We start from the raw sequence: 25370 nt of genomic DNA on the forward strand, positions 1-25370 counted from the left end.
CCCCTCCCGGTTGCACCGGAGGGACGGAGTTGAAACACACTCCCGGGTCCGAGGCGTTTTCCGTACGGCATGAATTTCGGACTTGTATTTCCTGTCAGGCCCCCGGTTCGGAATCCTTTCCGCGATTGGCTCATTGCGGCGTACACCAGGTGCCAACAGACCCGATCGGGGTACTCGACAGGCACCGGGACGGGGTCGGTCGGAGACTGGTGCCCGACCGGTGCCTGCCGGTCGACGAAGTCAGGACACGAGTGCCATGAACCACCCGACACATCCCAGCGGCGCGACGGACGTCGTCTCCTCGACCCGTTCCGTGTTCGGCGCCCCCTGCTGGGTGAGCCTCACCAGCCGCGACACACGGGCCACCGAGGCGTTCTACAGCGCCGTACTGGGCTGGAGATGGCGTTCGGCCCGCCTGGGCGACCACTTCCGGGTCGCACTGGTGGACGGAACGCCGGTCGCGGGAATCGCCGCGGTGGCCTCCGTATGGCAGATGGTGGTCGCCTGGACCCCGTACTTCGCCGTGCCGAGCGCGGACGACGCGGTGGCCCGGGTCCGGGAGCGCGGAGGTACGGCCGCGGTCGGGCCGCTCTCCTTCCCTCCCGGCCGGGCCGCCCTGCTGGCCGACCGCGACGGGGCAATCTTCGGGATCTGGGAGGGTGAGCTGCTCGCCGGCTGGGAGACCTGGCGGCGGGCGGCGCCGACGTTCGTGCGGCTGCACACCCGGGACGCGTTCGACGCGGCCATCTTCTACGGCGAGATCCTGGAGTGGGCCTCGGACCGGCCCGGCAGCTGCGAGGTCCGCTACGAGGGCAACGAGGTCGTGCTGCGCAGCCGGGGCGACGTCGTGGCCCGCATCGTCTCGGGGGCGCTGGAGGCGGCCCCCGACCCGACGATCCGGCCGCACTGGCAGGTCCACTTCGCGGTCGAGGACGTGGCGGCCTGCGTCAAGGCCGCGCAGAACAACGGCGGCAGCGTCCTGCGCTACGACTCCGGTTCCGTGCCGTACGAGGCGGTGCTGCGTGATCCGGACGGGGCGCAGTTCACGGTGACGTCGCGTCTTCCGCGCTGAGCCCGCCGGCCACCCCGGCCACCGCCCCTACGCGTTCACGAGAACGCCCGGCGCCCTGTCGGCCGCGACCTCCAGGGGTACCCGGCACACCTCCCGCAGCGTCGGCGGGGGCGGAGTCGGGAGCAGGGGGACGCCCTCGCAGGCGCGGGCCCGGCGCGAGAACCAGATGACCTTGGCACCGGTGCCGGTGACACAGCATCCCCAGCCGTCGCTCATCGCGGCGATCCACGCCAGGCAGTTGCCGAGTTCCTGGTCGAGGCGCAGGTCACGGTCGTTCTCGGCGATGGCGGTGATGAGGTGCTGACCGTTCCACCACATCTCGATCACCGCCTGCTTGTCGGTCGCGTGCTCATCGATGGCGCGCAACAGCACCTCGGTTCCGTGGCAGACGGATCCGGCGAGGTGCTCCAGGTCCCAGAGCCGGAGGTGGGCGGCCAGGATGCGGCCCACCTGCCCGACCCGTTCAGGACAGACCTCCACGTCGAGGTGGTAGTAGCAGGACTCTGCGGTCTTCATCTTCGTTGGCTCCTCACGGCGGGCCCACGTTCCTCCACGCTCTGCAGGGCCGGGCCCCGAACGCGAAGCGTGAGCACTGTTCGCTTCTGAGTCACTCCAGAGTGCGAGCGCTAGTCCATTCGTGCAACACGAGCACCACCAGTGATGGTTGAAGACCCAACAAGACGGCGGGTCTTCGCACATGCACCATGAGTGAAGGTCTCGCCGTAGAAACGCAGAAGCAGTGAGTCACGAGGAAGGGGACCAGCGCCATGCTGTTGCCCGCCAAAGCCGAGGTCGCCCGACAGCTGGACAGGTACCGGGCGTGGGAGCGCGTCATGCTCGCGTCCCCGTCCGACCGTTCGGCGCGGGACAGTTTCGAGGACTCGGGCTACACCCTGTGCGTGCTGATGGGGAAACGGTGCGCACGGGAGGCCGTGCACGCCGCCGAACGCTATCTGCGCACGAGCCTGGTCGCCTACCTCCGGGAACAGGCCGGATGGGGCCACGGCGACCGTTTCACCGGGCACGCCGCACCGGCCGTCCAGCGCTCCACAGCGGGGGGATAGCGCCGCCCGCCCCGACCCCGACCCCGTACACGGCAGAGGTGAGACCCATGAGCCCGACCCCGGCCATCGGCCGCATCCCGGTACGGGATGTGCGCCCGGCCGTCGAAAGCGGCAGACGCCCGGCCAAGGCCGTCGCGGGAGAGACCTTCCAGGTCACCGCGACGGTCTTCCGTGAGGGCCATGACGCGGTCGGCGCGAACGTCGTGCTGTGCGACCCGGAAGGCCGTCCGGGCCCCTGGACGCCGATGCGCGAACTGGCCCCCGGCACCGACCGCTGGGGCGCGGACGTCACCCCGGACGCGGCGGGCCACTGGACCTACCGGGTCGAGGCGTGGAGCGACCCGATCAGCACCTGGCGGCACCACGCGGGCATCAAGATCCCGGCCGGGATCGACGTCGGGCTGGTTCTGGAGGAAGGCGCACTCCTGTACGAGCGTGCCGCGGTCGGTGTGCCGGAGCGGGCGGCCCGGGCTGTCGTGCTGACCGTCGCTCGCGCACTGGGCGACGACTCACTCCCTGTCACGGATCGATACGCGCCAGCTCTGACCCCGGCGGTGGACAAGGTGCTGCGTCGGCATCCGTTGCGTGAGCTGGTGACGTCGAGTGAGCCGTTGGCGCTGGTGGTGGAGCGGGAGCGGGCCCTGTACGGGGCGTGGTACGAGTTCTTCCCGCGTTCGGAGGGGACGCCGGAGCAGCCGCACGGGACGTTCCGGACGGCGGCGCGGCGGTTGCCGGCGATCGCCGCGATGGGTTTCGACGTCCTGTACCTGCCGCCGATCCATCCGATCGGGCACACCTTCCGCAAGGGCCCCAACAACACCCTGTCCGCGTCGGCGGGGGACGTGGGGGTGCCGTGGGCGATCGGTTCCGAGGCGGGCGGGCACGACGCCGTGCACCCGGATCTGGGCACGGTGGAGGACTTCGCCTTCTTCGTCGCGGAGGCGGCCCGGCACGGGCTGGAGGTGGCGCTGGACTTCGCGCTGCAGTGCTCGCCGGACCATCCGTGGGTGCGGAAGTATCCGCAGTTCTTCCATCACCGCCCGGACGGGACGATCGCGTACGCGGAGAACCCGCCGAAGAAGTACCAGGACATCTATCCCATCGCCTTCGACGCCGACCTGCCGGGTCTGGTCGCCGAGACGGTGCGGGTGCTGCGGCACTGGATGGCACACGGGGTGCGGATCTTCCGGGTCGACAACCCGCACACCAAGCCGGTCGTGTTCTGGGAGCGGGTGATCGCGGAGATCAACGGCAGCGACCCGGACGTGATCTTCCTGGCGGAGGCGTTCACCCGGCCGGCGATGATGCACACGCTGGCCCAGGTCGGCTTCCAGCAGTCGTACACCTACTTCACCTGGCGCACCACCAAGCCCGAGCTCACCGAGTACCTCACCGAGCTGTCGGGTGAGGCGGCGGCGTACATGCGGCCGAATTTCTTCGTCAACACCCCCGACATCCTGCACGAGTATCTTCAGCGGGGCGGCCGTCCGGCGTTCGAGGTGCGGGCCGTGCTGGCCGCGACGCTCTCACCCACCTGGGGCGTCTACAGCGGCTACGAACTGTGCGAGAACGCCCCCCTGCGCGAGGGCAGCGAGGAATACCTGGACTCCGAGAAATACCAACTCCGGTCCAGGGACTGGGAATCGGCCGAGCGAAACGGCCAGTCGATCGCCCCGCTCATCGCCTCCCTGAACCGGATCAGACGAGACCACCCCGCCCTGCACCGGCTCAGGAATCTGCGCTTCCACCGGACCGACAACGACGCGGTGATCGCGTACAGCAAGCGCACCGGCGAGGACACGGTTCTGGTGGTCGTGAACCTCGACCCGCACCACACCCAGGAAGCCACGGTCTCGTTGGACATGCCGCAACTCGGCCTGGGCAGGCGGGAAGACGAAGGGCGTTCCCTTGCGGTGCGGGACGAACTGAGTGGCGAGACATACCACTGGGGCCGCACCAACTACGTACGTCTGGAGCCGGGCAGGGCGCCCGCGCACGTCTTTCACCTGCTGCGGCATTCGACTGGAGGCCAGTAACCCCGTGACCGTCAACGATCCCGTCCACGACACCTTCGAGGACACTCCCGCCAAGGACCGGGACCCCGAGTGGTTCAAACGCGCCGTCTTCTACGAGGTCCTCGTCCGTTCCTTCCAGGACAGCAACGGCGACGGAATCGGCGACCTCAAAGGCCTCACCGCCAAACTCGACTACCTCCAGTGGCTCGGCATCGACTGCCTGTGGCTGCCCCCCTTCTTCAAGTCACCCCTGCGTGACGGCGGCTACGACGTCTCCGACTACACCGCCGTCCTCCCCGAGTTCGGCGACCTCGCCGACTTCGTCGAGTTCGTCGACGCCGCCCACCAACGCGGCATGCGCGTCATCATCGACTTCGTCATGAACCACACCAGCGACCAGCACCCCTGGTTCCAGGAATCCAGGAACGACCCCGAAGGCCCCTACGGCGACTACTACGTATGGGCCAAGAAGGACGACCAGTACCAGGACGCCCGCATCATCTTCGTCGACACCGAAGCCTCCAACTGGACCTTCGACCCGGTCCGCAAGGAATACTTCTGGCACCGCTTCTTCTCCCACCAGCCGGACCTCAACTACGAGAACCCGGCCGTACAGGAAGAAATTCTCGCGGCTCTACGATTCTGGCTCGACCTCGGAATCGACGGATTCCGTCTCGACGCGGTCCCCTACCTCTACCAGGCCGAGGGCACCAACTGCGAGAATTTGCCGCGTACTCATGAATTCCTGAAGCAGGTCCGGCGCGAGATCGACGCCATGTATCCCGACACGGTGTTGCTGGCGGAGGCGAACCAGTGGCCCGAGGACGTCGTCGACTACTTCGGCGACTACAGCAGCGGCGGCGACGAATGCCACATGGCGTTCCACTTCCCCGTCATGCCCCGCATCTTCATGGCCGTCCGCCGTGAGTCGCGCTACCCGGTCTCCGAGATCCTCGCGAAGACCCCCGCGATCCCGTCGAACTGCCAGTGGGGCATCTTCCTGCGCAACCACGACGAGCTCACCCTCGAAATGGTCACCGACGAGGAACGCGACTACATGTGGGCCGAATACGCCAAGGACCCCCGCATGCGCGCCAACATCGGGATCAGGAGGCGCCTGGCCCCGCTCCTGGACAACGACCGCAACCAGATCGAACTGTTCACCGCGCTCCTGCTGTCCCTGCCCGGCTCACCGATCCTCTACTACGGCGACGAGATCGGCATGGGCGACAACATCTGGCTCGGCGACCGCGACGCCGTCCGCACCCCCATGCAATGGACCCCCGACCGCAACGCCGGATTCTCCTCCTGCGACCCCGGCCGCCTCGTCCTGCCCACGATCATGGACCCCGTCTACGGCTACCAGGTCACCAACGTCGAAGCGTCGATGTCGTCGCCGTCCTCGCTCCTGCACTGGACCCGGCGCATGATCGAGATCCGCAAACAGAACCCCGCCTTCGGCCTCGGCTCCTACACCGAACTCCCCTCCTCCAACCCCGCCGTCATCGCCTTCCTGCGCGAACACAAGGACGACCTCGTCCTGTGCGTCCACAACTTCTCCCGCTTCGCCCAGCCCACCGAACTCGACCTACGGGCGTTCAGCGGCGCACACCCCGTCGAACTCATCGGCGGAGTCCGCTTCCCCGCCATCGGCGAACTCCCCTACCTCCTCACCCTCGCAGGCCACGGCTTCTACTGGTTCCGGCTGCCCCCAGTCACCCCGAGCACCGCCCGACCGTGAGTGTCCGCCCGCGAAAGGAGACGTCACCATGCCGAAGACCGCATCTCTTCGCCCGAGCAGGACGGCCCTCGCCGAGCCGCTGACCTCGCTCGGTGGTCTGCTGCGCGAGTGGCTGCCCCAGCAGCGGTGGTTCGCGGGCAAGGACCGGCCCGTCACCGACCTGGGCCTGCTGTCGATGACCGAGCTGTTTCCGGGCTGCCTGCACCTCATCGTCCGCACCGGCCACACGGCCGTCCCCACCCCCGGCGGGCCTCCCCCGCCCGGCGACTGCTACCAACTGCTCCTCGGCGTACGGGACAGTCCGTCGCCGCGCCTCGGCCGGGCCCTCATCGGCCGTGCGCACGAGGGGCCCCTGGCCGGCCAGTGGGTCTACGACGCCCTGCAGGACCCCCGGGCGGCAGGACTGCTCCTGGAGCGGCTCCGGCTGCCCGGAACGACCGGCCCCCTGCGCTTCGAGGCCGACCCCGGCATCATCGTGCCCGCCGGACTCCCGCCGCGCCTCCTCGACGTCGAGCAGTCCAACTCCTCGCTCGTGTACGGCGACTCGTTCATCCTGAAGGTGCTCAGACGCGTCCAGCCGGGTGTCCACCCCGACCTGGAGGTGCCCGCGGCCCTCGCCCGGCAGGGCTGCGCCCGGGTACCCGCCCCGGCCGCCTGGTTCCGGACCGATCTGCCGCAGGACGCGACCCTCGGGGTTCTCCAGCCCTTCCTGCCCGGCGCCTCCGACGGCTGGACACTGGCCCTGCGTGCCCTCGCCACGGGCCGCCCGTTCACCGACGAGGCCTACGAGTTGGGGCGCGCCACCGCCGACGTCCACCTGGCCCTCGCGACCGCCTTCCCCTGCGACACCCGCGTCGTGCGGCACAGCAGACGAACGGCGGCGGCGATGACCGAGCGTCTGGATGCCGCCGTGCACTGCGTACCGGCGTTGCGGCCGTACGCCCGGGGGCTGCGTGCCGCCTTCGACACCCTGGCCGGGTTCGACACCGGACCGGCCGCGCAACGCGTCCACGGTGATCTGCACCTCGGACAGGTGTTGCGCACCGGCGGTACCGGCGGGGACTGGTTCGTGATCGACTTCGAGGGCGAACCGTCCCGCCCGCTCGCGGAACGCCGCAGCGCCCAGTCGCCGATACGGGACATCGCCGGCATGCTGCGCTCCTTCGACTACGCCGCCCGTACCCGTCTGCCGTGGCGCCCCGAGTGGGCGCTGCGCTGCCGGGAGGCCTACTGCGCGGGGTACGCGGCCCGGGCCGGATGGGATCCGCGCCGCGACCCCGGGCTGCTGCGCGCGTACGAGACCGACCGGGCCGTGTACGAGGCCGTCTACGAGGCCCGGCACCGCCCCGACTGGCTCCCCGTCCCCATGGCGGCGATCGAACGACTCGCCGTCCGAGGAGGCTGACCGCTGTGGCCCTGCACGACCCCTCCCTCCCCGACACGCCCTCCCTGGGCAGGCCCGACACTTTGTGGGACCCCGGCGACAGGCAGCGCCTGCTCGCCGGCACCCATCACGACCCGCACGCGCTGCTCGGCGCGCATCCCGGGCCCGGCGGCGGGGTCGTCCTCCGTGCGCTGCGCCCGCACGCGCGGGGCGTGAGCGCGCTCGTCGACGGGCGGCCGAACAGACTCGACGACGACGGTGACGGCTTCTTCAGCGCCGTACTCCCCTTCGATCCCTCCTCCGCCGCGATTCCCGACTACACGTTGCTGGTGTCGTACGAGGACGGCGAGTCGGAGGTCGAGGATCCGTACCGTTTCCTGCCCTCGCTCGGTGAGCTGGACCTGCATCTCATCCGGGAGGGCCGGCACGAGGAGCTGTGGAAGGCGCTGGGCTCCGAGCCGATGACCCACCAGGGCGTCACCGGCACCCGCTTCGCCGTCTGGGCGCCCAACGCGCGCGGGGTACGGGTGACCGGGGACTTCACCTTCTGGGACGGTACGGCGTATCCGATGCGGTCACTGGGCTCCTCCGGGGTCTGGGAGCTGTTCGTGCCCGGTGTGGGTGAGGGTGAGCGGTACAAGTTCGAGGTCGTGGGCCGGGACGGCGGCCGGGTCATGAAGGCGGACCCGATGGCCCGGCGCACCGAGGTACCGCCCGCGACGGCGTCCGTCGTCACCGCCTCCCACTACGAGTGGGGCGACGAGGAGTGGCTCGCCCGCCGGGCCGGCACGGCCGTGCACGAGGAGCCGTTCTCCGTGTACGAGGTCCATCTCCCCTCCTGGCGACCAGGGTTGACATACCGTCAACTCGCCGACGAACTCCCCGCGTACGTCGCGGACCTGGGCTTCACCCATGTGCAGTTGATGCCGGTCGCCGAGCACCCCTTCGGCGGGTCCTGGGGGTATCAGGTCACCTCCTACTACGCCCCGACCGCCCGGCTGGGTTCCCCCGACGACTTCCGGTATCTGGTCGACGCACTGCACCGGGCCGGTGTCGGCGTCCTGCTGGACTGGGTGCCGGCGCACTTCCCCAAGGACGAGTGGGCGCTGGCCCGGTTCGACGGGGAGCCGCTCTACGAGCCCGGCGACGCGCGCCGTGCCGAGCATCCGGACTGGGGGACGTACGAGTTCGACCTCGGGCGCACCGAGGTGCGGAACTTCCTGGTCGCCAACGCCGTGTACTGGTGCGAGGAGTTCCACCTCGACGGGCTGCGTGTCGACGCGGTCGCCTCGATGCTCTACCTCGACTACTCGCGCGATTCCGGGCAGTGGACGCCGAACGTGCACGGCGGGCGGGAGGACCTGGACGCCGTCGCCTTCCTCCAGGAGATGAACGCCACCGTGTACCGGCGGGTGCCCGGAGTGCTGACGGTCGCCGAGGAGTCCACCGCATGGGACGGGGTGACCCGGCCCACCGACAGTGGCGGGCTCGGCTTCGGGCTGAAGTGGAACATGGGCTGGATGCACGACTCGCTCGGCTACGTCCAGCACGAGCCCGTCCATCGCGTACACCACCACCACGAGATGACGTTCTCCATGGTGTACGCGTACAGCGAGAACTACGTCCTGCCGATCTCCCACGACGAAGTCGTCCACGGGAAGCGGTCGTTGGTGTCGAAGATGCCGGGCGACTGGTGGCAGCAACGGGCGAACCACCGCGCGTACCTCGGATTCATGTGGGCCCATCCCGGCAAGCAACTCCTTTTCATGGGGCAGGAGTTCGCGCAGGGCTCCGAGTGGTCCGAGGCCGACGGGCCGGACTGGTGGCTGCTGGACACGGAGTACGCGGCCGAGCCCGACCACCGGGGCGTCCGCGATCTCGTGCGCGATCTCAACACCGTCTACCGGCGCACCCCCGCCCTCTGGCAGCGCGACACCGACCCCGCCGGCTTCCGGTGGGTGGCCGGGGACGCCGCCGAGGACAACGTCTTCGCGTTCCTCCGCCACGACGCGGAGGGAAGGCCCCTGTTGTCCGTCAGCAACTTCTCGCCGGTGGTCCGGCACGACTACCGACTCGACGTTCCCGGCTCGGTCCCCGTCTGGCGGGAGGTCCTCAACACCGATGCCGCCCGCTACGGTGGCGGCGACGTCCGCAACTCCGGGGCGGTGGCGCCCCGGTCGGCGTGCGTCCGGCTGACGTTGCCGCCGCTCGCCACGGTGTGGCTGACGCCGGGGAGCGAGTGAGGTGAAGTGACGCGACATAAGGGGCGGTTCGTGGAAAACCGTTTCCGAAACCTGCGCGGGGAAAGCGACTTCGCAGTTCCCGACAACAAAGCCCTTCACCTGGGCTAGATTCGTTCACCGTCGATAACCCCATCCGTCGGCGCGGTCACAGTCAGTACGATCCAGGAGCAGCGCATGCGCGACTTCGCCCTCGCTCCCCCCACCGTCGCCGCACCGATGACGGGCGGACTCGCCGACAGCGTCTTCGACACGGCGCTCCGTGAACCGAACCTGCCGCAGCTCGTGCGCCGCCCCGACCCGGCCGAACAGGTCTGGACACAGGTGACGGCCGCCGAACTGCGGGACGAGGTGGTCGACCTGGCCAAGGGGTTCATCGCCTCCGGCGTCTCCCCGGGCCACCGCGTGGCCATCATGGCCCGTACCCGCTACGAGTGGACGGTGCTCTGCTACGCGCTCTGGGCGGTGGGCGCCGAGGTCGTACCGATCTATCCGACCTCCTCGCGCGACCAGGTCGCCTGGATCCTCGCGGACTCGCAGTGCAGTGCCGTCGTCGTCGAGGACGAACAGGGCCTCATGACCGTCGGCTCGGTGTGCACCTCGCTGCCCCTGCTGCGCAACGTGTGGCAGCTGGACGACGGCGCCCTGTCCCAGCTCGTGGAGCTGGGGCGGCCGGTGCCGACGACCACGGTCGACTCGATGCGCCGGATCGTGCTGCCGGACTCGGCCGCGGTGGTCGCGTACACGTCCGGCGCGACCGGGCATCCCCGCGGCTGCGCCCTGAGCCACCGCAGCCTGGCCAGCCCCTGCGACACCCTGCTCGCGGGCTGGAGACAGACGGCGGCACCGCCCGGCGTACAGCCCAGGGTCCTCGCCTTCCTGCCCTTCTCGCACGTGTACGGCCTGATGATCCAGGGCCTGTGCCTGCGGGGCGGAATGCTGATGGGCCACGAACCCGACCTGAGCGGGGAGGCGCTGTCGGCGGCGCTGCTCTCCTTCCGGCCGACGTATCTGTACGCGGTGCCGTCGGTGTTCGAGAAGATCTACAAGAACTTCCTGCGCGGCGCCCAGAAAGCGGGACGGGGCGCCCTGTTCGAGCGGGCCGTCGGTACCGCACGGGACTTCGCGACGGCTGTCGAACGGCAGCGGCTGGGCACGGGCTCCGGGCCCGGTTTCGACCTGCGGCTCCAACACGCCCTCTACGAAAGGACGGTGTACCGCAAACTGCGTGCCGCCCTGGGCGGGCGCGTCTGCGGCGCGGTGTCGGGCGGCTCGCCCCTCAACCGTGAACTCGCCCTGTTCTACGCGGGTATCGGCATCCTCGTCCACGACGGCTACGGCCTCACCGAGACCAGCGGCGGCGTCACCGCGCAGCCGGTGGGCCGGGAGAAGTTCGGTACGGTCGGGCAGCCCCTGCCCGGCACGGAGATCCGGGTCGCCGAGGACGGCGAGATCCTGGTGTACGGCAGCTCCGTCTTCCAGGGGTACGTCAACGACGACGCCGGAACCCGGGAAGCGCTGCGGGGCGGCTGGCTGGCGACCGGGGACATCGGGCGGCTGGACCCGGAGGGGTATCTGACGATCACCGGGCGCAAGAAGGACATCATCATCACCAGCAGCGGCAAGAGCGTCGCCCCGGCCGCCCTGGAGCAGCGGCTGCGTATGCACCCGCTGGTGCACCAGGCGGTGATCGTGGGCGACAACCGGCCGTGCGTGGGCGCCCTGATCACCCTTGACCCGGAGTTCCTGGCCCACTGGCGCGCCTCGCTGGCCCTTCAGGAGGACATGCCGCACCGCCAGGCGCGCGAGGAGAACGCCCTGCGGGAGGAGATCGGACGAGCCGTCGGCGCCGCCAACAGCACGGTGTCGCGGTCCGAGTCGATCCGGGTGTTCCGGGTCCTCGCGGAGCCCTTCGCCCTCAGCAACGGCCTGCTGACCCCCTCGATGAAGCTGCGCCGGGACGCGATCGTGCGGCACTACGCCTTCGAGATCGACGCGATGTACCAGGCCAGGACACGCTCACCCCGGCCGAACGCGGCAGCGGAGGAGCTCGCGCACTGGGACGACTCGGACAACGTGTTCCGCTGAGCACAGGGCGCGTACGCGGCGCGGATGCTGGTTGACGGTACGGCGGACGGGCCCGCAGAGTGATCTCCGTATCGGCCTCCCGTACGGATTGGACCCTGCCGTGACCAGTACCGCCGCACCGTGGTCGCACCCGCCCGTCAAGGTCGGTCTCGTCGGGGCCGGCCCCTGGGCACGGGGGGTGCACGCACGCGTGCTGGCCGCCGGGCCCGAGACCGAGCTCGCCGGGGTCTGGGCGCGCCGCCCGGAGGCGGCCCAGGAGACGGCGGCGCCGTACGGGGCCCCGGTCGCCGCCCGGTTCGAGGAACTGCTCGACTCCTGCGAGGCGTTGGCGTTCGCCGTACCGCCCGCCGTTCAGGCCGAGCTGGCCCTGCGCGCCGCGAAGGCGGGCAAGGCGCTGCTGCTGGAGAAGCCGATCGCCGAGGATCTCGGGGCGGCCCGGCGGCTGGTGGACGCGATCGACGAGGCCGGGGTCGTCTCCCAGGTCACCCTGACGAACCGCTACCACCCCGAGACCCGCCGGTTCCTGGAGGCGGCGAGCGAGGCGGACGTGTTCGGCGCACGGGCGTGCTTTCTGAGCGATGCCTTCCTGGGCGGCGCGTTCACGACCCCCTGGCGGCTCGAACACGGTGCGCTGCTCGATCTGGGGCCGCATGTCCTCGACCTGCTCGACGCGTCCGTGGGGCGGATCGCGCGTGTGCGCGGGACCGGGGATCCGCGCCGCTGGATCGAGCTCACCTGCGAGCACGAGAACGGCGCGGTCAGTCAGGCCTCCCTGTCCGGCTCGGTGAACGTGGCGCAAGGTGTCGCCCGCGTCGAACTCTTCGGTTCAGGGCCGGAGTTGGTGTTCGACAGCTCCGAACTCGACTACGAGGAGAGCTGGCCGGTGCTGCGCCGCGAGTTCGCGACCGCCGTACGCGACGGTGTCTCCGGCGGCCTCGACGCCCGTCGCGGCCTTCATCTGCAGACGCTGATGGCCCAGGTGTCCGAAGGCTGAGCACTCTTGAAACCGGGCGTGACGTGGATCACGGGCGGCGTGAGCGTCGATGCGGAACAACCCGGCGGGGTCGACCGTTCTTCTGTACGTGGCTGCGGAGGGGACAGTGTCCCCGGGCCTCACCTATAGCCCATGGGGAAGATCGTTCGGCTGAAGCCCCATGGAGCCTTTCGCCGCGAGGCGACCGCCCTCCGCGTGCCACCACCTACGGCCCTGGCTGGTCTCCCCCGTCCAGCCAGGGCCTTCTTCTGTCAAAAAGCAGATTCATTTCCGCCGCCGAGGTGCCCGGCGCGCCCGCAGCGGCTGAAATGGAGGGAGGGGAAGCCACCGGAGCCGGGCAGTGCGCTGCCGCGGCGGACGTCTTCCCTCCGGATCCCCGGCGAGGAGCCCTGCTCATGACCAAAGCGACAAAGCTGCTGACCGCTCTTCCTCCGCCCCGCCGCGAGCGTCTGCTCTCGCTCGCGACGGAGGTGTCCTTTCCCGAGGACTTCAGGATCTTCGAGGCGGGTGACACCGCCGACCGCTTCTGGGTCGTCCGCTCCGGTGCGGTCTCCCTGGTCCAGCAGGTGACGTCGGTGCAGCGGGTGACCGTGGCCAGCCTGGGCGCGGGCGACCTGCTCGGCTGGTCCTGGCTCTTCCCGCCCCACCGGTGGGACTTCGGCGCCGAGGCCTTCAGCCCCGTACGCGCCTACGAGTTCGACGCCGCCCCGGTCCTCGAACTCTGCGAGGAGGAACCGGCCCTCGGGCTGCAGCTGGTGCGGGTCATCGCCGAGATCCTCGCCCATCGGCTGGAGCTGACCCGGGGCAGGCTGATGGAGGACTTCTCCCTGCACAGGCGGGGGCCCGGGTAAGGAGTGCCGGTCATCGGACGCGGTAGCGGCGCAGCGCCGGCATCGCGGCCGTCAGGGCCAGAGTGACGGCGACGACCAGGAGTCCGCCGCCGGCGACGGCGGTGCGGGGGCCAAGGGCGGACGCCGTGGTGCCGTGCAGCAGGTCGGCCAGGCGGGGACCGCCCACGACGACGACCGTGAAGACGCCCTGCATCCGGCCGCGCATCTCGTCGGTCGCGGCCGACAGCAGGATCGCCACCCGGAAGACGCTGGAGACCATGTCGGCGACGCCGGCGGCGGCCAGGAACGCCACCGCCACCCAGAGGCTGGTGCTCAGCCCGAAGCCCGTGATCGCCAGTCCCCAGGCGACGACCGAACCGATCACCATCCAGCCGTGCCGCCGCGCCCGCGAAAAGGTGCCGGAGAACAGGCCGCCGAGCACCGCGCCCACCGGGATCGCCGCGAACATCAGGCCGAGGGCGAGCCCCTCCCCGTACGGGGCGTACGTCTGGGCGGCGAGTTGCGGGAACAGGGCGCGGGGCATGCCGAAGACCATGGCGACGATGTCCGCGAGGAAGGAGAGCAGGAGAACCTTGTGCAGGGCGATGTAGCGGAACCCGGCGACGATCTCGCGTGCGCCCGCCTTCCGGGAGGCCGCCGGCCCCGGCGGGAGCGGAGGCAGCCGTACGACGGACCACAGGGTGACGCACAGGGCGAGCGCGTCGATCAGATACAGCTCGGCGAGGCCGATGACGGGTATGAGGGTGCCTGCGAGGAGGGGTCCCGCGACCAGGCCGGTCTGCATGACGGTCGTGCCGAGCGCGTTGGCGGCGGCGAGTTCCTCCTCGGGCACCACCTGGGCGACGACGGCGCTGCGGGCCGGTGAGTTCAGGCCGAAGAACGCCTGCTGGAGGGCGAGCAGGACCATGAGGGTCGCCACCGAGTCGAGGCCGACGAGGGCCTGGATCCAGAACAGCAGCGAGGTGACGGCGATGCCGGTGTTGGTGATCAGCAGGAGCTTGCGGCGGTCCATGCTGTCGGCGATCGCACCGCCCCACAGGGCGAACACGACCAGGGGCAGGAGTCCGGCCAGGCTCGCGTAGCCGACCCAGGCGGAGGAGCCGGTGATGTCGTAGATCTGTTTGGGCACGGCGACGGCGGTGAGCTGGCTGCCGACGGCGGTGACTGCGGTCGAGGACCACAGTCTGCGGTAGGCGGGGCGGCGCAGGGGCCGGGTGTCCATGGCCCAGCGGCGCCGGCCCGGGAGGGGCTCGTCGTCGGGCGTGGTCGGCTGAGGGTCCGAGTCGTTGCCGGTACTGCTGCTGGGGTCCACGGGATTCCTGGTTGCTCGCTACATCCAATCGGCTCAGCTTTCAATATCACAGGAGCCTCAGGTGGTGCCGGGGCCTTCTCCGGCGAGCGTCCGTGCGCCACTGTCCAGCAGCATGTCGAGGGCCGTCGGATAGGCGCTGGCGACCATGCGGGAGGCGAGCAGTGGGGCCGCCTCGGCGATCCGGGGGTGGGTGCTGCGGGGCAGGCGGGCGTAGGTCGAGCGCCACATGTCCTCGTCGGCGGTGAGGCTGGCGCGGGGCAGGGCCAGGGAGGCGGCGTCGAGGGCGGCGAAGGCCAGCGTCTGGTCGATGAAGGCGTGGTAGATCCGCACCGTCTCCGGCAGCGGGAAGCCGGCCGTGCGCAGGACGTCGAGGATGGCCTCGTCGGCGGCCAGTTCGTTGGCGCGGCCCGTGACACGGCTGGCGGTCAGGACGGCGGCCTGCGGATGGGCGACGTACACGGCGTGGATGCGCAGCCCGACGGCGCGCAGGTCCGCCTGCCACTCCCCGGTGGGCCGCCAGCCGTGCAGCGCCTGGCCGATGAGGGCGTCGCCGATGGCGAGGGTCAGGTCGTCCATGCCGCGGAAGTAGCGGTAGAGGGTGCTGGGGTCGGCATCCAGGGCCAGGCCCAGGCGGCGGGCGGTGAGGCCGGTGCTGCCGTGTTCGCGGAGCATCCGCAGGGCGGTGTCGACGATCAGCCGCTCGGACAGCACGGTGCCGCTCCTGGTGGGACGGCGGCGCCGCCGCTTCTCCTCCGGCACTACCTGCTTCGGCACGGCGGCCCCTCTCACTCTTATGCCAACGCCATTGACCTTAGACGGCGGCGAGGCGTTGGATCGGCGGACAACAGCATCGGAACCTTCGCAAAAAGGGAGTTTTGCCATGCGTGTGCTGCTCGTGGGAGCCGGCGGTGTGGGGACCGCGATCACCCGGATCGCCGCCCGGCGCTCCTTCTTCGACCTGATGGTCGTGGCCGACTACGACCCGGCGCGGGCCGAGGCCGCGGTTGCCGCGCTCGATGCCGGGGAGCGGTTCGTGGCGGAGCGGGTCGACGCGTCCGACGAGGCGGCGGTGGCGGAGCTGCTGGCCCGGCACGGGTGCGACGTCCTGCTCAACGCGACCGACCCGCGCTTCGTGATGCCGTTGTTCCGCGCGGCCGGCGCCGCCGGGGTGACCTACCTCGACATGGCGATGTCCCTGTCGCGCCCGCATGCCGAGCGGCCGTACGAGGAGTGCGGGGTCAAGCTCGGCGACGCCCAGTTCGCGGCGGCGGACGAGTGGGCAAAGGCGGGTGTCCTGGCCCTGGTCGGCATGGGTGTGGAGCCGGGCATGTCCGATGTGTTCGCCCGCTACGCGGCCGACGAACTCTTCGACGAGATCGAGGAGATCGGCATCCGCGACGGAGCGAACCTCACCGTCGACGGCTACGACTTCGCGCCGTCCTTCAGTATCTGGACGACGATCGAGGAGTGCCTCAACCCGCCGGTCGTCTACGAGTCCGGCCGGGGCTGGTTCACCACGGAACCCTTCAGCGAGCCGGAGGTGTTCGACTTCCCCGAGGGCATCGGCCCGGTGGAGTGCGTGAACGTCGAGCACGAGGAGGTGCTGCTCGTGCCGCGCTGGATCGACGCGCGCCGCGTCACCTTCAAGTACGGCCTGGGCGAGGAGTTCATCCAGACCCTCAGGACACTGCACCTGCTCGGCCTGGACCGCACCGACCCGGTGACCGTCCCGGGCGCGGCGGGACCGGTCGCCGTGTCGCCCCGGGACGTCGTCGCCGCGTGTCTGCCCGACCCGGCGACACTGGGCGAGCGCATGCACGGCAAGACGTGCGCGGGTACCTGGGTCAAGGGCACGAAGGACGGGGCGCCCCGCGAGGTGTACCTGTACCACGTGGTCGACAACCAGTGGTCCATGGCGGAGTACGGCTCCCAGGCGGTGGTGTGGCAGACGGCCGTCAATCCGGTCGTCGCCCTGGAACTCGTCGCCACCGGCGCCTGGTCCGGCTCGGGTGTCCTCGGCCCGGAGGCGTTCCCGGCCCGGCCCTTCCTCGACCTGCTGACGGCGTACGGCTCGCCGTGGGGCATGCGCGAGCAGTGAGGTGCCCTCCCCGGGCCGCAGCCCGGGGGGGCGGGCGGTGCTACGGCGCGGAGGGCTTGCCCTTCGTGCCGATCCAGGTCAGGAACAGCTGGTCCAGGTCCTTGCCGGAGACGCGCTCGGCGAGGGCGGTGAACTGGGCGGTCGTACCGTGTCCGCCCCGGTGGTCGGTGGCCCAGGTGCGCAGGATCTTGAAGAAGGCGGGGTCACCGACCGTCTTGCGGAGCTTGTGCAGGGCCATGGCGCCGCGGTCGTAGACGGGCCTGCCGAATATGTTCGCGCCGCTGCCGGGGTCGGCGGGCGGGAACGACCACAGGTCGTCGTCCTTGGCCGTGGCGTACAGGTTGTCGAAGGTCTTCTGGGCGCTCGGGCCGCCGTGCTGTTCCGCGTACAGCCACTCCGTGTAGGTCGCGAAGCCCTCGTTGAGCCAGATGTCCTTCCAGCTGGTGAGGGCGACGGAGTCGCCGAACCACTGGTGGGCGCTCTCGTGGACCAGGGTGCTGAGATCGGGCGCCTGGTCGTAGACGGGACGGGTCTGCGTCTCCAGTGCGAAGCCGACCTGCGGGGCGCGGTCGACGATGGCTCCGGCGGCCTTGTACGGGTAGGGGCCGAAGAGCTTGGCCTCCCAGTCCAGGACGGACGGCAGCTTCTTCAGCACGGGCGCCGCGTCGGAGGCCTCGCGTGGATCGACGGCGTTGTAGACCTTGATGCCGCCGCGGGTGGTGTACTGCTCGACCTTGAACTTCCCGACCGTGGCCGTGGCCAGGTAGGCGGCCATCGGCTCCGACTGGCGCCACCGGAAGGCGGACCTGCCGCCCGCGGTCTTCTGGCCCAGGAGGACGCCGTTGGCCACCGCCGTGCGTCCCTGGGGGACGGTGATCGTAAAGTCGTACGAGGCCTTGTCCTTGGGGTGGTTGTTGCCGGGGAACCAGCTCATGGAGCCCTGCGGCTCACCGGCGACGAACACGCCGTCGTCGGTGGCGATCCAGCCGTCCTTCGAACCGTCCGGGTCGGTGACCGCCTTGGGGACACCGGAGTAGGTGACGGCTACCTGGAACGTCTGGTCCTTGTGCAGGGCGTGGCGCGGGCTGACGATCAGTTCCTGCCCGGAGCGCCGGAAAGGCGCCTTCACGCGGTCGACGGTGAGGGCGGTGACCTTCAGGCCGCTGAGGTCGAGGTTGAAGCGGGTCAGCTTCTGGGTGGCGCGGACGGTGAGTACGGCCTTGCCGTCGAGGCGGCGGCTCACGGGGTCGTAGCGCAGGTTCAGGTCGTAGTGGGCGACGTGGTAGCCGCCGTTTCCGGACAGCGGGAAGTACGGGTCTCCGACACCGGAGGCACCTGTCGTCGCGGCGCTCGCGGGTGCGGCGGCGGCCAGCAGGGCCGCGAGGGCGACGGGCACGGTCGCGACGACGGCGTCACGACGGAGGACCGCGGTGCGAGTGCCTGCGTACTTCCTGGGGGGTCTCACACGAACTCCTACGATGCTAGGTGTGATCATCTTCAGGGTTTTCACCCTAAAGGCGCCACCGCACGAAATCCTCCTCCTTCTGGTCAAGTTGCGAGCCCCGGCGGGCGAACGCATCATTCTTTCGGTCACCGCACCCGTACCCCACCCCGCCGGAGGCCCTCGTGACCGTCCGCGTCCGTCGCGTCTACGAACCTCCCGAGCCGGACGACGGCGTACGCGTCCTGGTCGACCGGCTCTGGCCGCGCGGCCTGTCCAAGGACGCGGCGCGGATCCACGAGTGGCCGAAGGCACTGACCCCGTCGACCGAGCTGCGCCGCTGGTACCACTCCCAGGAGGACGCGGCCGACGCCTACGAGGAGTTCCGGCGCCGCTACGAGGCGGAGCTGGCCGCGCCCGAGGCGGCCGAACCCCTGCACACGCTGCGTGAGCTGGCCGCCAAGGGCCCGGCGACGCTTGTCACCGCCGCCAAGGCCCCTGAGCGGAGCCATGCCTCAGTGCTGGCCGAACTGCTGACGTCCGGCGGAGAACCCTAGGCGGTCGCCCGCGCCGCGGCCCGCCCGGCCGCGCGGCCCGAGAAGAGACAGCCGCCGAGGAACGTGCCCTCCAGGGCGTTGTAGCCGTGCACGCCGCCGCCGCCGAAGCCGGCGACCTCGCCGGCCGCGTACAGCCCCTCGACGGGCTCGCCCGTCGCGCCCAGCGCGCGTGAGTCCAGGTCCGTCTGGATACCGCCGAGGGTCTTGCGGGTGAGGGTGTGGAGCTTGACGCCGATGAGCGGGCCGGCCTCGGGGTCGAGGATGCGGTGCGGGGAGGCGGTGCGGCCGAGCCGGTCGCCGATGTAGCGGCGGGAGTTGCGGATTCCCTGAACCTGCGCGTCCTTGCTGTACGGGTTGGCGATCTGGAGGTCGCGGGCCTCGATCTGGCGGCGCACCCCGTCCACGTCGAGGAGCGGCTTGTCCGTCAACTCGTTCATTTTCCCGATGAGTTGGTCGAGGTTGTCGGCGACCACGAAGTCCGCGCCGTGCTTGACGAAGTCGGCCACCGGGCCGGGGGCGCCCTTGCCGAGGATGCGCTCCTTGAGGAACGCCTTGCGGTTCTTGGCGGTGATGTCGGGGTTCTGCTCGGAGCCCGAGAGGGCGAACTCCTTCTCGATGATCCGCTGGGTGAGGATGAACCAGGAGTGGTCGTGCTCGGCGATGTCCTCGGTGGTGCGCAGGTACTTGAGGGTGCCGAGGGTGTCGTATCCGGGCAGGCAGGGGTCGGGCAGGCGGCGGCCGAGCGCGTCGAACCACATGGAGGACGGGCCGGGCAGGATGCGGATGCCGTGGCCGGGCCAGATCGGGTTCCAGTTCTGGATGCCCTCGGTGTAGTGCCACATGCGGTCCCGGTTGACGAGACGCACTCCGGCCTGGGCGCTGATGTCGAGCATCCGCCCGTCGACGTAGGCGGGCACACCGGTGACCATGTCGGCCGGCGCCGTGCCGAGCCGCTCGGGCCAGTACCGGCGCACGATGTCGTGGTTGGCGCCGATGCCGCCGGTGGTGACGATCACGGCCTGGGCGGTGAGTTCGAAGTCGCCGAGCCGGTCCCGGTTGGACGCCACTCCGCGCGGCGAGTCGTCCTCGGCGAGGACCGTGCCGCGTACGCCGCGCACCGCGCCCTCCGTGACGACGAGTTCGTCGACCTGGTGACGGTGGTAGAAGGTCAGCAGTCCGGCTCGGGACGCCTCCTTGGCGCTGAGCACGAAGGGTTCGACGACTCCGGTGCCGGTGCCCCAGGAGACGTGGAAGCGGGGTACGGAGTTGCCGTGCCCGTGGGCGCGCAGGTCGCCGCGTTCGGCCCAGCCGACCGTCGGCAGGAACGAGATGCCGTGACCGGCCAGCCAGGACCGCTTCTCCCCCGCGGCGAACTCGACGTAGGCGCGCGCCCATTTCACCGCCCAGGAGTCCTCGTCGTCGACGCGGTCGAACTGGGCGCTGCCCTGCCAGTCGCTCCAGGCGAGGTCGAAGGAGTCCTTGATGCCGACCCGCCGCTGCTCCGGGGAGTCGACGAGGAACAGCCCGCCGAACGACCAGAAGGCCTGCCCGCCGAGGTTGGCGGCGTTCTCCTGGTCGACGAGCGCGACCCGCCGGCCCTTGCTGGTCAGCTCGTGTGCCGCGACCAGTCCGGCGAGGCCGGCTCCGACGACGATGACGTCCGCATCCATGGCGACCGTTCCCTTTCTCATCCGCCGCTGCGCGCGGCCGGGTTGTCGCTGCTGCCGTCGGTGAGCAGTGCGGTGAGCAGCTGCTTGAGCCACGCGCGCGCGTGCTCGACGTCCTTGTCCAGCAGCAGTTGGGTCGTGACCCCGTCGTAGGCGGCGATCACCGCGTGGGCGGCGCCCTCGGTGTCGCCGAGTACGACGGGCAGTTCGGTGTGTCCGGTGGCGCGGGCGAGCCTGTCCGCGACGGCCCGCCGCAGCCGCTCGCGGTGTTCCAGCAGGGTCTGGGCGACGGCGGGGTCCCGGGCCGCGTGGACCAGGAAGTCGGTCTTGACCAGCAGCCAGTCCAGGTCGAGCAGCAGCACCTCGGTGACCCGGTCGACGGCCGCGGGTACGTCGAGATCCGGGCCGTCCAGCGCGAGCGCGCCCGCGACCTGGTCGGCGATCAGGCCGGCGCGTTCTCCGTAGAGGGCGAAGAACAGCTCGTCCAGGCTGTCGAAGTTCGAGTAGAAGGCGCCTCTGCTGTAGCCGGCGGCCTCACAGACCTCCTCGATCGAGACCCGCCCGAACCCCTTCGCGGCGAACACCGCGAACGCGGCCTCCAGCAGATTGGCGCGCGTCCGCACGCGCCGTTTGGTCACCCGCCCCGCCGTTCCCTCGACCGCCATGTCCGGCCCTCCGTTCGATACAGGAATGTATCCGATACATCGATGTATCCAAAGGGTTCGAGGGGATGAGATCGAGCCACTCCCCAAATAAGAACATGTATTCGAATTCGGGAGTACGCTGGTGCCATGGCCGCGCATCTCCAAGGTTCCCTCTTCGACCAGACCGACGAACTCCGGCTCGGCGCACTGGCCGGAACGCGCCGCACGCCGCTGGGTCACGGCGCCTGGATCGACGAACTCGCCGGCTGGCTCCATGGAGCGGACGCCCTGTTCGAACGACTGGCGGCCGAGGTCCCCTGGCGGGCCGAGCGCCGGAAGATGTACGACCACGTCGTGGACGTCCCTCGGCTGCTGGCCTTCTACGGCGAGGCGGACGCCCTGCCGCACCCGGTGCTGGCGCAGGCGCGGGACGCGCTCGGCGCGCACTACGCGGCCGAGCTCGGGGAGCCGTTCACCACGGCCGGGCTCTGTTACTACCGCGACGGACGGGACAGTGTCGCCTGGCACGGGGACCGGATCGGGCGTGGTGCGAGCGAGGACACCATGGTCGCGATTCTCTCCGTGGGCGCACCGCGCGACCTGCTGCTGCGGCCGGTGCGCGGCGGCGAGACGGTGCGGCGCCCTCTGGGGCACGGGGACCTGATCGTGATGGGCGGCTCCTGCCAGCGGACCTGGGAGCACGCCGTCCCCAAGAGCACACGTGTCACCGGGCCGCGCATCAGCATCCAGTTCCGGCCGCGCGGGGTGCAGTGACGCACCCGGCGGCCCGCCCCGTCGTGGGCCGCTCCCCCGCTGTCTGATTTGCTGTGCGTCATCCGGCAGCGAACTGCAGAACGGGAAGATCATGCGGGCAGACGTCCAGCAAGTCGCCGATGGCATTTACCTCGTGCACGGAAGCAACACCAACTGGGTGATCCTCACCGAGGGGGACGCCGCCACCCTGATCGACACCGGATACCCCGGCGACCGGCAGCTGGTCCTCGACTCGCTCGCACAGGTGGGGAGTTCACCGGAGGCGGTCGCGGCGATACTCGTGACGCACGCCCACAACGACCACATCGGCTCGGCCGAGCACCTCCGTTCCACGTACGGCACGCCGGTGCTGACGCACGAGGCCGAAGTCCCGCACGCACGCCGGGACTTCCTGCACCAGGTGAGCGTCGGGGAGGTGCTCAGGAACGGCTGGCGGCCCGGCGTGCTCCCCTGGGCCGTGCACGCGATCCGTTCCGGCGGCACCGCACAGGTCCCGGTCGCCGAGCCGAGGCCGTTCCCCGAGGTGCTCGACCTGCCGGGCGGGCCCGTCCCCGTCCACACCCCGGGGCACACCGACGGGCACTGCGCCTTCCACCTCCCGGACGCCGGGGTCGTGGTCTCCGGCGACGCCCTGGTCAGCGGGCACCCGACCGCCCGGCTCAAGGGCCCGCAGCTGCTGCCCGACATGTTCCACCGTGAGCGCGAGCGTGCGGTGGCCTCGCTGGACCTGCTGGAGAAGCTCGCGGGCGATGTCCTGCTGCCCGGCCACGGGCCCGTGCACCACGGCAGCGTGCGCGAGGCGGCCCGGCAGGCGCGGGAGCGAGCCCTGTGAGGCGGCGCTCTACAGTGAGGTGACGATCACCAGCAGAACGAGAACGGTCGAGCCATGGCATTGCAGATCAGCGCCACCAATCCCGAGCACCCGGTACTCCTGCTCGAACTGCCGTGGCACCTCCCCCTGGAGGAGTGGCCCGACCGCTACCTCGTGCCGCTGCCGCGCGGCATCTCCCGGCACGTCGTGCGCTACGCGCGCGCCGGCGACGAGGTGATCGCCGTCAAGGAACTGGCGGAACGCCCGGCCCTGCGCGAGTACGAGCTGCTGCGGGACCTGGACCGGCTCGGCATCCCGGCCGTCGACCCCCTGGCCGTGGTCACCGGGCGAGCCACCGACGAGGGCGGCGCCCTGGAGCCGGTGCTGATCACCCGGCACCTCGGCGGCTCCATGCCGTACCGCTCGATGTTCGAGACGACGATGCGGCCGGCCACCATGCACCGCCTGATGGACGCGCTGGCCGTCCTGCTGGTCCGCCTTCACCTCGCCGGGTTCGCCTGGGGCGACTGCTCCCTGTCCAACACCCTCTTCCGGCGCGACGCGGGCGCGTACGCCGCGTACCTGGTCGACGCCGAGACGGGCGATCTGCACCCGCAGCTCAGCAACGGCCAGCGCGAGTACGACCTCGACCTCGCCCGCGTGAACATCAGCGGTGAGCTGCTGGACCTGGAGGCGTCCGGGGCGCTGCACCCCTCCGTGGACCCGATCGAGTTCGGCATGGAGATCTGCGCCCGCTACCAGCGGCTGTGGCAGGAGCTGACCCGCACCTCCGTCTACCCGGCGGGCAAGTACCACTACATCGAGCGCCGCATCCGGCGCCTCAACGAGCTCGGCTTCGACGTGGCCGAGATGCAGATCGAGCACTCCTCGAACGGCGACACGGTGACCTTCGTACCGAAGGTCGTCGACGCCGGCCATCACCAGCGGCAGCTGCTGCGGCTGACCGGGCTCGACACCGAGGAGAACCAGGCGCGGCGGCTCCTCGGCGACCTGGAGAGCTGGATGGCCTCCCAGGACGACTACGAGCCGGGCGACCCCCTCGGCGCCAGCCCGGAGGTGCTCGCGCACCGCTGGGTGCGGGAGGTGTTCCGGCCGACCGTGCGGGAGGTCCCGCGCGAGCTGCGCGGGAACGTGGACCCCGCCGAGATCTACCACCAGCTCCTGGAACACCGCTGGTTCCTCTCCGAGCGGGCGCAGCATGACATCGGCCTGGACACGGCGGTCCAGGACTACATCGTCAACATCCTGCCCAAGGCCCGCCAGGCGCTGCCCCTGGCGGCGGACGAGGCGGCGCCGTCCGTCTGAGTCACCCGTGCGGGACGACGGCCACCGGGCAGTGCGCGTGGTGCAGTACGCCGTGGGCGACCGAGCCGATCCGCGCGCCCACGGCCGAGCGGCGGGCGCGCCGCCCGACGACCAGGAGCTGCGCCCGGGAGGCCACCGACAGCAGCACCTCCCCCGCGCTGCCCATCTCCACGTGCTGGGTGACCGGCACCTCGGGGAAGCGCTCGCGCCACGGCTTCAGCGCGGCGGCCAGCGCGTTCTTCTCGTACGGTTCCATCCCTCCGGCCTCGTCGAGGAGCTTCAGCGAGCCCGGGCTGTACGCGAACACCGGCGGCAGGCTCCACGCCCGTACGGCGCGGACGGCAGCGCCACGGGCCGCCGCGGCCTCGAACGCGAACCGCAGGGCGGGCGCGCTCTCCTCCGGGTCGCCCTGCTGGCCCACGACGACCTCACGGCCGGCGGCCTCGTCGGAGGCGCGGTCCTCCGCGCGGACGAGGACGACGGGCCGCGTGGACTCGGCGATCACCTGCTGCCCGACGGAGCCGAGCAGGAACCCGACGACGGCCCCGTGCCCACGGGAGCCGAGCACCAGCATCTCGGCGTCCGCCGCGGCCCCCGCGAGCGAGTCCGCCACGCTGCCCTCGATCACGTCGACGGTCAGGTCCAGCTCCGGACGGTGTTCGGCGACGCTCCGCGCCGCCTCGTCCACGCCGTCCCGCACCCGCTGGTCGTGGGTCTCCCGGGTCCCGGCCCCGAACGCCTGGTCCGGCACCATCTCCCAGGCATGCACCACCCGCAGCGGGAGCTTGCGGCGTTCGGCCTCCCGGGCCGCCCAGGCCAGCGCTGCATGGCTTTCGGGCGTTCCGTCCACCCCTGCCGTGATCGGGCGCGTCATACGGTTCCCTCCGTGTCGTGATCATGCTTACCGGGCCCAGTGTTCACTACCGTGTGCCCATGACCTTGCAGTGGGAACAAGTGATCGTGGACGCGGCGGACCCGGCCGCCCTGGGGAGCTGGTGGGCGGAGGCGCTCGGCTGGGCGGCCGTCGACGACTCCCCCGAGGAGTACGAGATCCGGCCGACACCGGACCAGCTGCCCGGCCTCCTCTTCGTACGGGTCCCGGAGGCCAAGTCCGTCAAGAACCGGCTGCACCTCGACTTCCGGCCCGAGGACCAGCAGGCCGAGGTCGGCCGTCTGCTGGCCCTCGGAGCGCGCCACGCGGACATCGGCCAGGGCGAGCAGTCCTGGACCACGCTTCTGGACCCGGAGGGCAACGAGTTCTGCGTGCTCGGCGCGCGGAAGAGCTGACCGG

22 protein-coding genes are annotated in these 25370 nt (G+C 70.7%); 15 read left to right on the forward strand and 7 right to left on the reverse strand.

What is annotated here, in order from left to right:
* Positions 1–256 precede the first annotated feature (256 nt).
* Positions 257–1072 (forward strand): VOC family protein, encoded by an 816-nt coding sequence (locus ACW4TU_RS02180; RefSeq protein WP_457424037.1) that lies wholly within the window; start codon positions 257–259, stop codon positions 1070–1072.
* Positions 1073–1099: 27 nt separating this feature from the next.
* On the opposite strand, the gene ACW4TU_RS02185 is transcribed toward ACW4TU_RS02180, so the two are convergent.
* Positions 1100–1588 carry a pep a2 gene (locus ACW4TU_RS02185; RefSeq protein ID WP_457424039.1) on the reverse strand — a complete coding sequence of 163 codons (489 nt, stop codon included), beginning with the start codon at positions 1586–1588 and terminating at the stop codon, positions 1100–1102.
* A gap of 251 nt (positions 1589–1839) precedes the next feature.
* Between ACW4TU_RS02185 and ACW4TU_RS02190 the strand changes: the two genes are divergently transcribed.
* From ACW4TU_RS02190 to ACW4TU_RS02225, 8 genes are all read left to right on the forward strand, one after another.
* The gene (locus tag ACW4TU_RS02190; protein WP_457424041.1) at positions 1840–2136 is read left to right on the forward strand and encodes a DUF5133 domain-containing protein; all 297 of its coding nucleotides are present in this window, start codon (positions 1840–1842) and stop codon (positions 2134–2136) included.
* Positions 2137–2183: 47 nt separating this feature from the next.
* A complete protein-coding gene (locus ACW4TU_RS02195; protein ID WP_457424043.1) occupies positions 2184–4172 on the forward strand; it encodes an alpha-1,4-glucan--maltose-1-phosphate maltosyltransferase in 1989 nt (662 codons plus the stop codon).
* A gap of 4 nt (positions 4173–4176) precedes the next feature.
* Positions 4177–5892 carry a maltose alpha-D-glucosyltransferase gene (gene treS / locus ACW4TU_RS02200; RefSeq protein ID WP_457424045.1) on the forward strand — a complete coding sequence of 572 codons (1716 nt, stop codon included), beginning with the start codon at positions 4177–4179 and terminating at the stop codon, positions 5890–5892.
* A gap of 28 nt (positions 5893–5920) precedes the next feature.
* Positions 5921–7297 (forward strand): maltokinase N-terminal cap-like domain-containing protein, encoded by a 1377-nt coding sequence (locus tag ACW4TU_RS02205; protein WP_457424047.1) that lies wholly within the window; start codon positions 5921–5923, stop codon positions 7295–7297.
* Between the two features lie 5 nt (positions 7298–7302).
* The gene (gene glgB, locus ACW4TU_RS02210) at positions 7303–9519 is read left to right on the forward strand and encodes a 1,4-alpha-glucan branching enzyme (RefSeq protein WP_457424049.1); all 2217 of its coding nucleotides are present in this window, start codon (positions 7303–7305) and stop codon (positions 9517–9519) included.
* A 174-nt stretch (positions 9520–9693) separates the two neighbouring features.
* A complete protein-coding gene (locus ACW4TU_RS02215; protein WP_457424051.1) occupies positions 9694–11604 on the forward strand; it encodes an AMP-dependent synthetase/ligase in 1911 nt (636 codons plus the stop codon).
* Between the two features lie 100 nt (positions 11605–11704).
* Positions 11705–12598, forward strand: coding sequence for a Gfo/Idh/MocA family protein (locus tag ACW4TU_RS02220; protein WP_457424053.1), 894 nt, complete (start codon positions 11705–11707; stop codon positions 12596–12598).
* Between the two features lie 395 nt (positions 12599–12993).
* Positions 12994–13449, forward strand: coding sequence for a Crp/Fnr family transcriptional regulator (locus ACW4TU_RS02225; protein ID WP_457424055.1), 456 nt, complete (start codon positions 12994–12996; stop codon positions 13447–13449).
* 10 nt (positions 13450–13459) lie between these two features.
* Here ACW4TU_RS02225 and ACW4TU_RS02230 read toward each other — a convergent pair whose 3' ends face one another.
* Both ACW4TU_RS02230 and ACW4TU_RS02235 read right to left on the reverse strand, forming a co-directional pair.
* The gene (locus ACW4TU_RS02230; RefSeq protein ID WP_457424057.1) at positions 13460–14761 is read right to left on the reverse strand and encodes an MFS transporter; all 1302 of its coding nucleotides are present in this window, start codon (positions 14759–14761) and stop codon (positions 13460–13462) included.
* A 57-nt stretch (positions 14762–14818) separates the two neighbouring features.
* Entirely contained in the window at positions 14819–15535 is a 717-nt protein-coding gene (locus ACW4TU_RS02235; RefSeq protein WP_457424059.1) for a TetR/AcrR family transcriptional regulator, read from the reverse strand.
* A 106-nt stretch (positions 15536–15641) separates the two neighbouring features.
* Between ACW4TU_RS02235 and ACW4TU_RS02240 the strand changes: the two genes are divergently transcribed.
* Positions 15642–16859, forward strand: coding sequence for a saccharopine dehydrogenase family protein (locus ACW4TU_RS02240; RefSeq protein ID WP_457424061.1), 1218 nt, complete (start codon positions 15642–15644; stop codon positions 16857–16859).
* Between the two features lie 40 nt (positions 16860–16899).
* Here the strand turns inward: ACW4TU_RS02240 and ACW4TU_RS02245 are convergent, their stop codons facing one another.
* A complete protein-coding gene (locus tag ACW4TU_RS02245; protein WP_457424063.1) occupies positions 16900–18324 on the reverse strand; it encodes a M1 family metallopeptidase in 1425 nt (474 codons plus the stop codon).
* 161 nt (positions 18325–18485) lie between these two features.
* Here ACW4TU_RS02245 and ACW4TU_RS02250 point away from each other — a divergent pair, with 161 nt between their 5' ends.
* Positions 18486–18857: a DUF488 domain-containing protein gene (locus ACW4TU_RS02250; protein ID WP_457424065.1), complete on the forward strand. Its 372-nt coding sequence runs from the start codon at positions 18486–18488 to the stop codon at positions 18855–18857.
* Here the strand turns inward: ACW4TU_RS02250 and ACW4TU_RS02255 are convergent.
* Both ACW4TU_RS02255 and ACW4TU_RS02260 read right to left on the reverse strand, forming a co-directional pair.
* Positions 18854–20527: an FAD-binding dehydrogenase gene (locus ACW4TU_RS02255; RefSeq protein ID WP_457424067.1), complete on the reverse strand. Its 1674-nt coding sequence runs from the start codon at positions 20525–20527 to the stop codon at positions 18854–18856. The two genes, ACW4TU_RS02250 and ACW4TU_RS02255, sit on opposite strands and share 4 nt — an antisense overlap.
* Before the next feature lie 17 nt (positions 20528–20544).
* Positions 20545–21189: a TetR/AcrR family transcriptional regulator gene (locus tag ACW4TU_RS02260; RefSeq protein ID WP_457424069.1), complete on the reverse strand. Its 645-nt coding sequence runs from the start codon at positions 21187–21189 to the stop codon at positions 20545–20547.
* Between the two features lie 126 nt (positions 21190–21315).
* Between ACW4TU_RS02260 and ACW4TU_RS02265 the strand changes: the two genes are divergently transcribed.
* The 3 genes from ACW4TU_RS02265 to ACW4TU_RS02275 all read left to right on the forward strand — a co-directional run bounded on the left by ACW4TU_RS02265 (position 21316) and on the right by ACW4TU_RS02275 (position 24079).
* On the forward strand, positions 21316–21942 hold the full coding sequence (locus ACW4TU_RS02265) for an alpha-ketoglutarate-dependent dioxygenase AlkB (RefSeq protein WP_457424071.1): 627 nt from the start codon (positions 21316–21318) through the stop codon (positions 21940–21942).
* A 91-nt stretch (positions 21943–22033) separates the two neighbouring features.
* A complete protein-coding gene (locus ACW4TU_RS02270) occupies positions 22034–22774 on the forward strand; it encodes an MBL fold metallo-hydrolase (RefSeq protein WP_457424073.1) in 741 nt (246 codons plus the stop codon).
* Between the two features lie 54 nt (positions 22775–22828).
* Positions 22829–24079, forward strand: a complete 1251-nt coding sequence (locus tag ACW4TU_RS02275) for a DUF4032 domain-containing protein (RefSeq protein ID WP_457424075.1) — start codon at positions 22829–22831, stop codon at positions 24077–24079.
* A gap of 1 nt (position 24080) precedes the next feature.
* Here the strand turns inward: ACW4TU_RS02275 and ACW4TU_RS02280 are convergent, their stop codons facing one another.
* Positions 24081–24953 carry a universal stress protein gene (locus ACW4TU_RS02280; protein ID WP_457424077.1) on the reverse strand — a complete coding sequence of 291 codons (873 nt, stop codon included), beginning with the start codon at positions 24951–24953 and terminating at the stop codon, positions 24081–24083.
* A 59-nt stretch (positions 24954–25012) separates the two neighbouring features.
* Here ACW4TU_RS02280 and ACW4TU_RS02285 point away from each other — a divergent pair, with 59 nt between their 5' ends.
* Positions 25013–25366, forward strand: coding sequence for a VOC family protein (locus ACW4TU_RS02285; protein ID WP_457424079.1), 354 nt, complete (start codon positions 25013–25015; stop codon positions 25364–25366).
* Positions 25367–25370 lie beyond the last annotated feature (4 nt).

Source organism: Streptomyces kryoterrae (assembly GCF_054072135.1).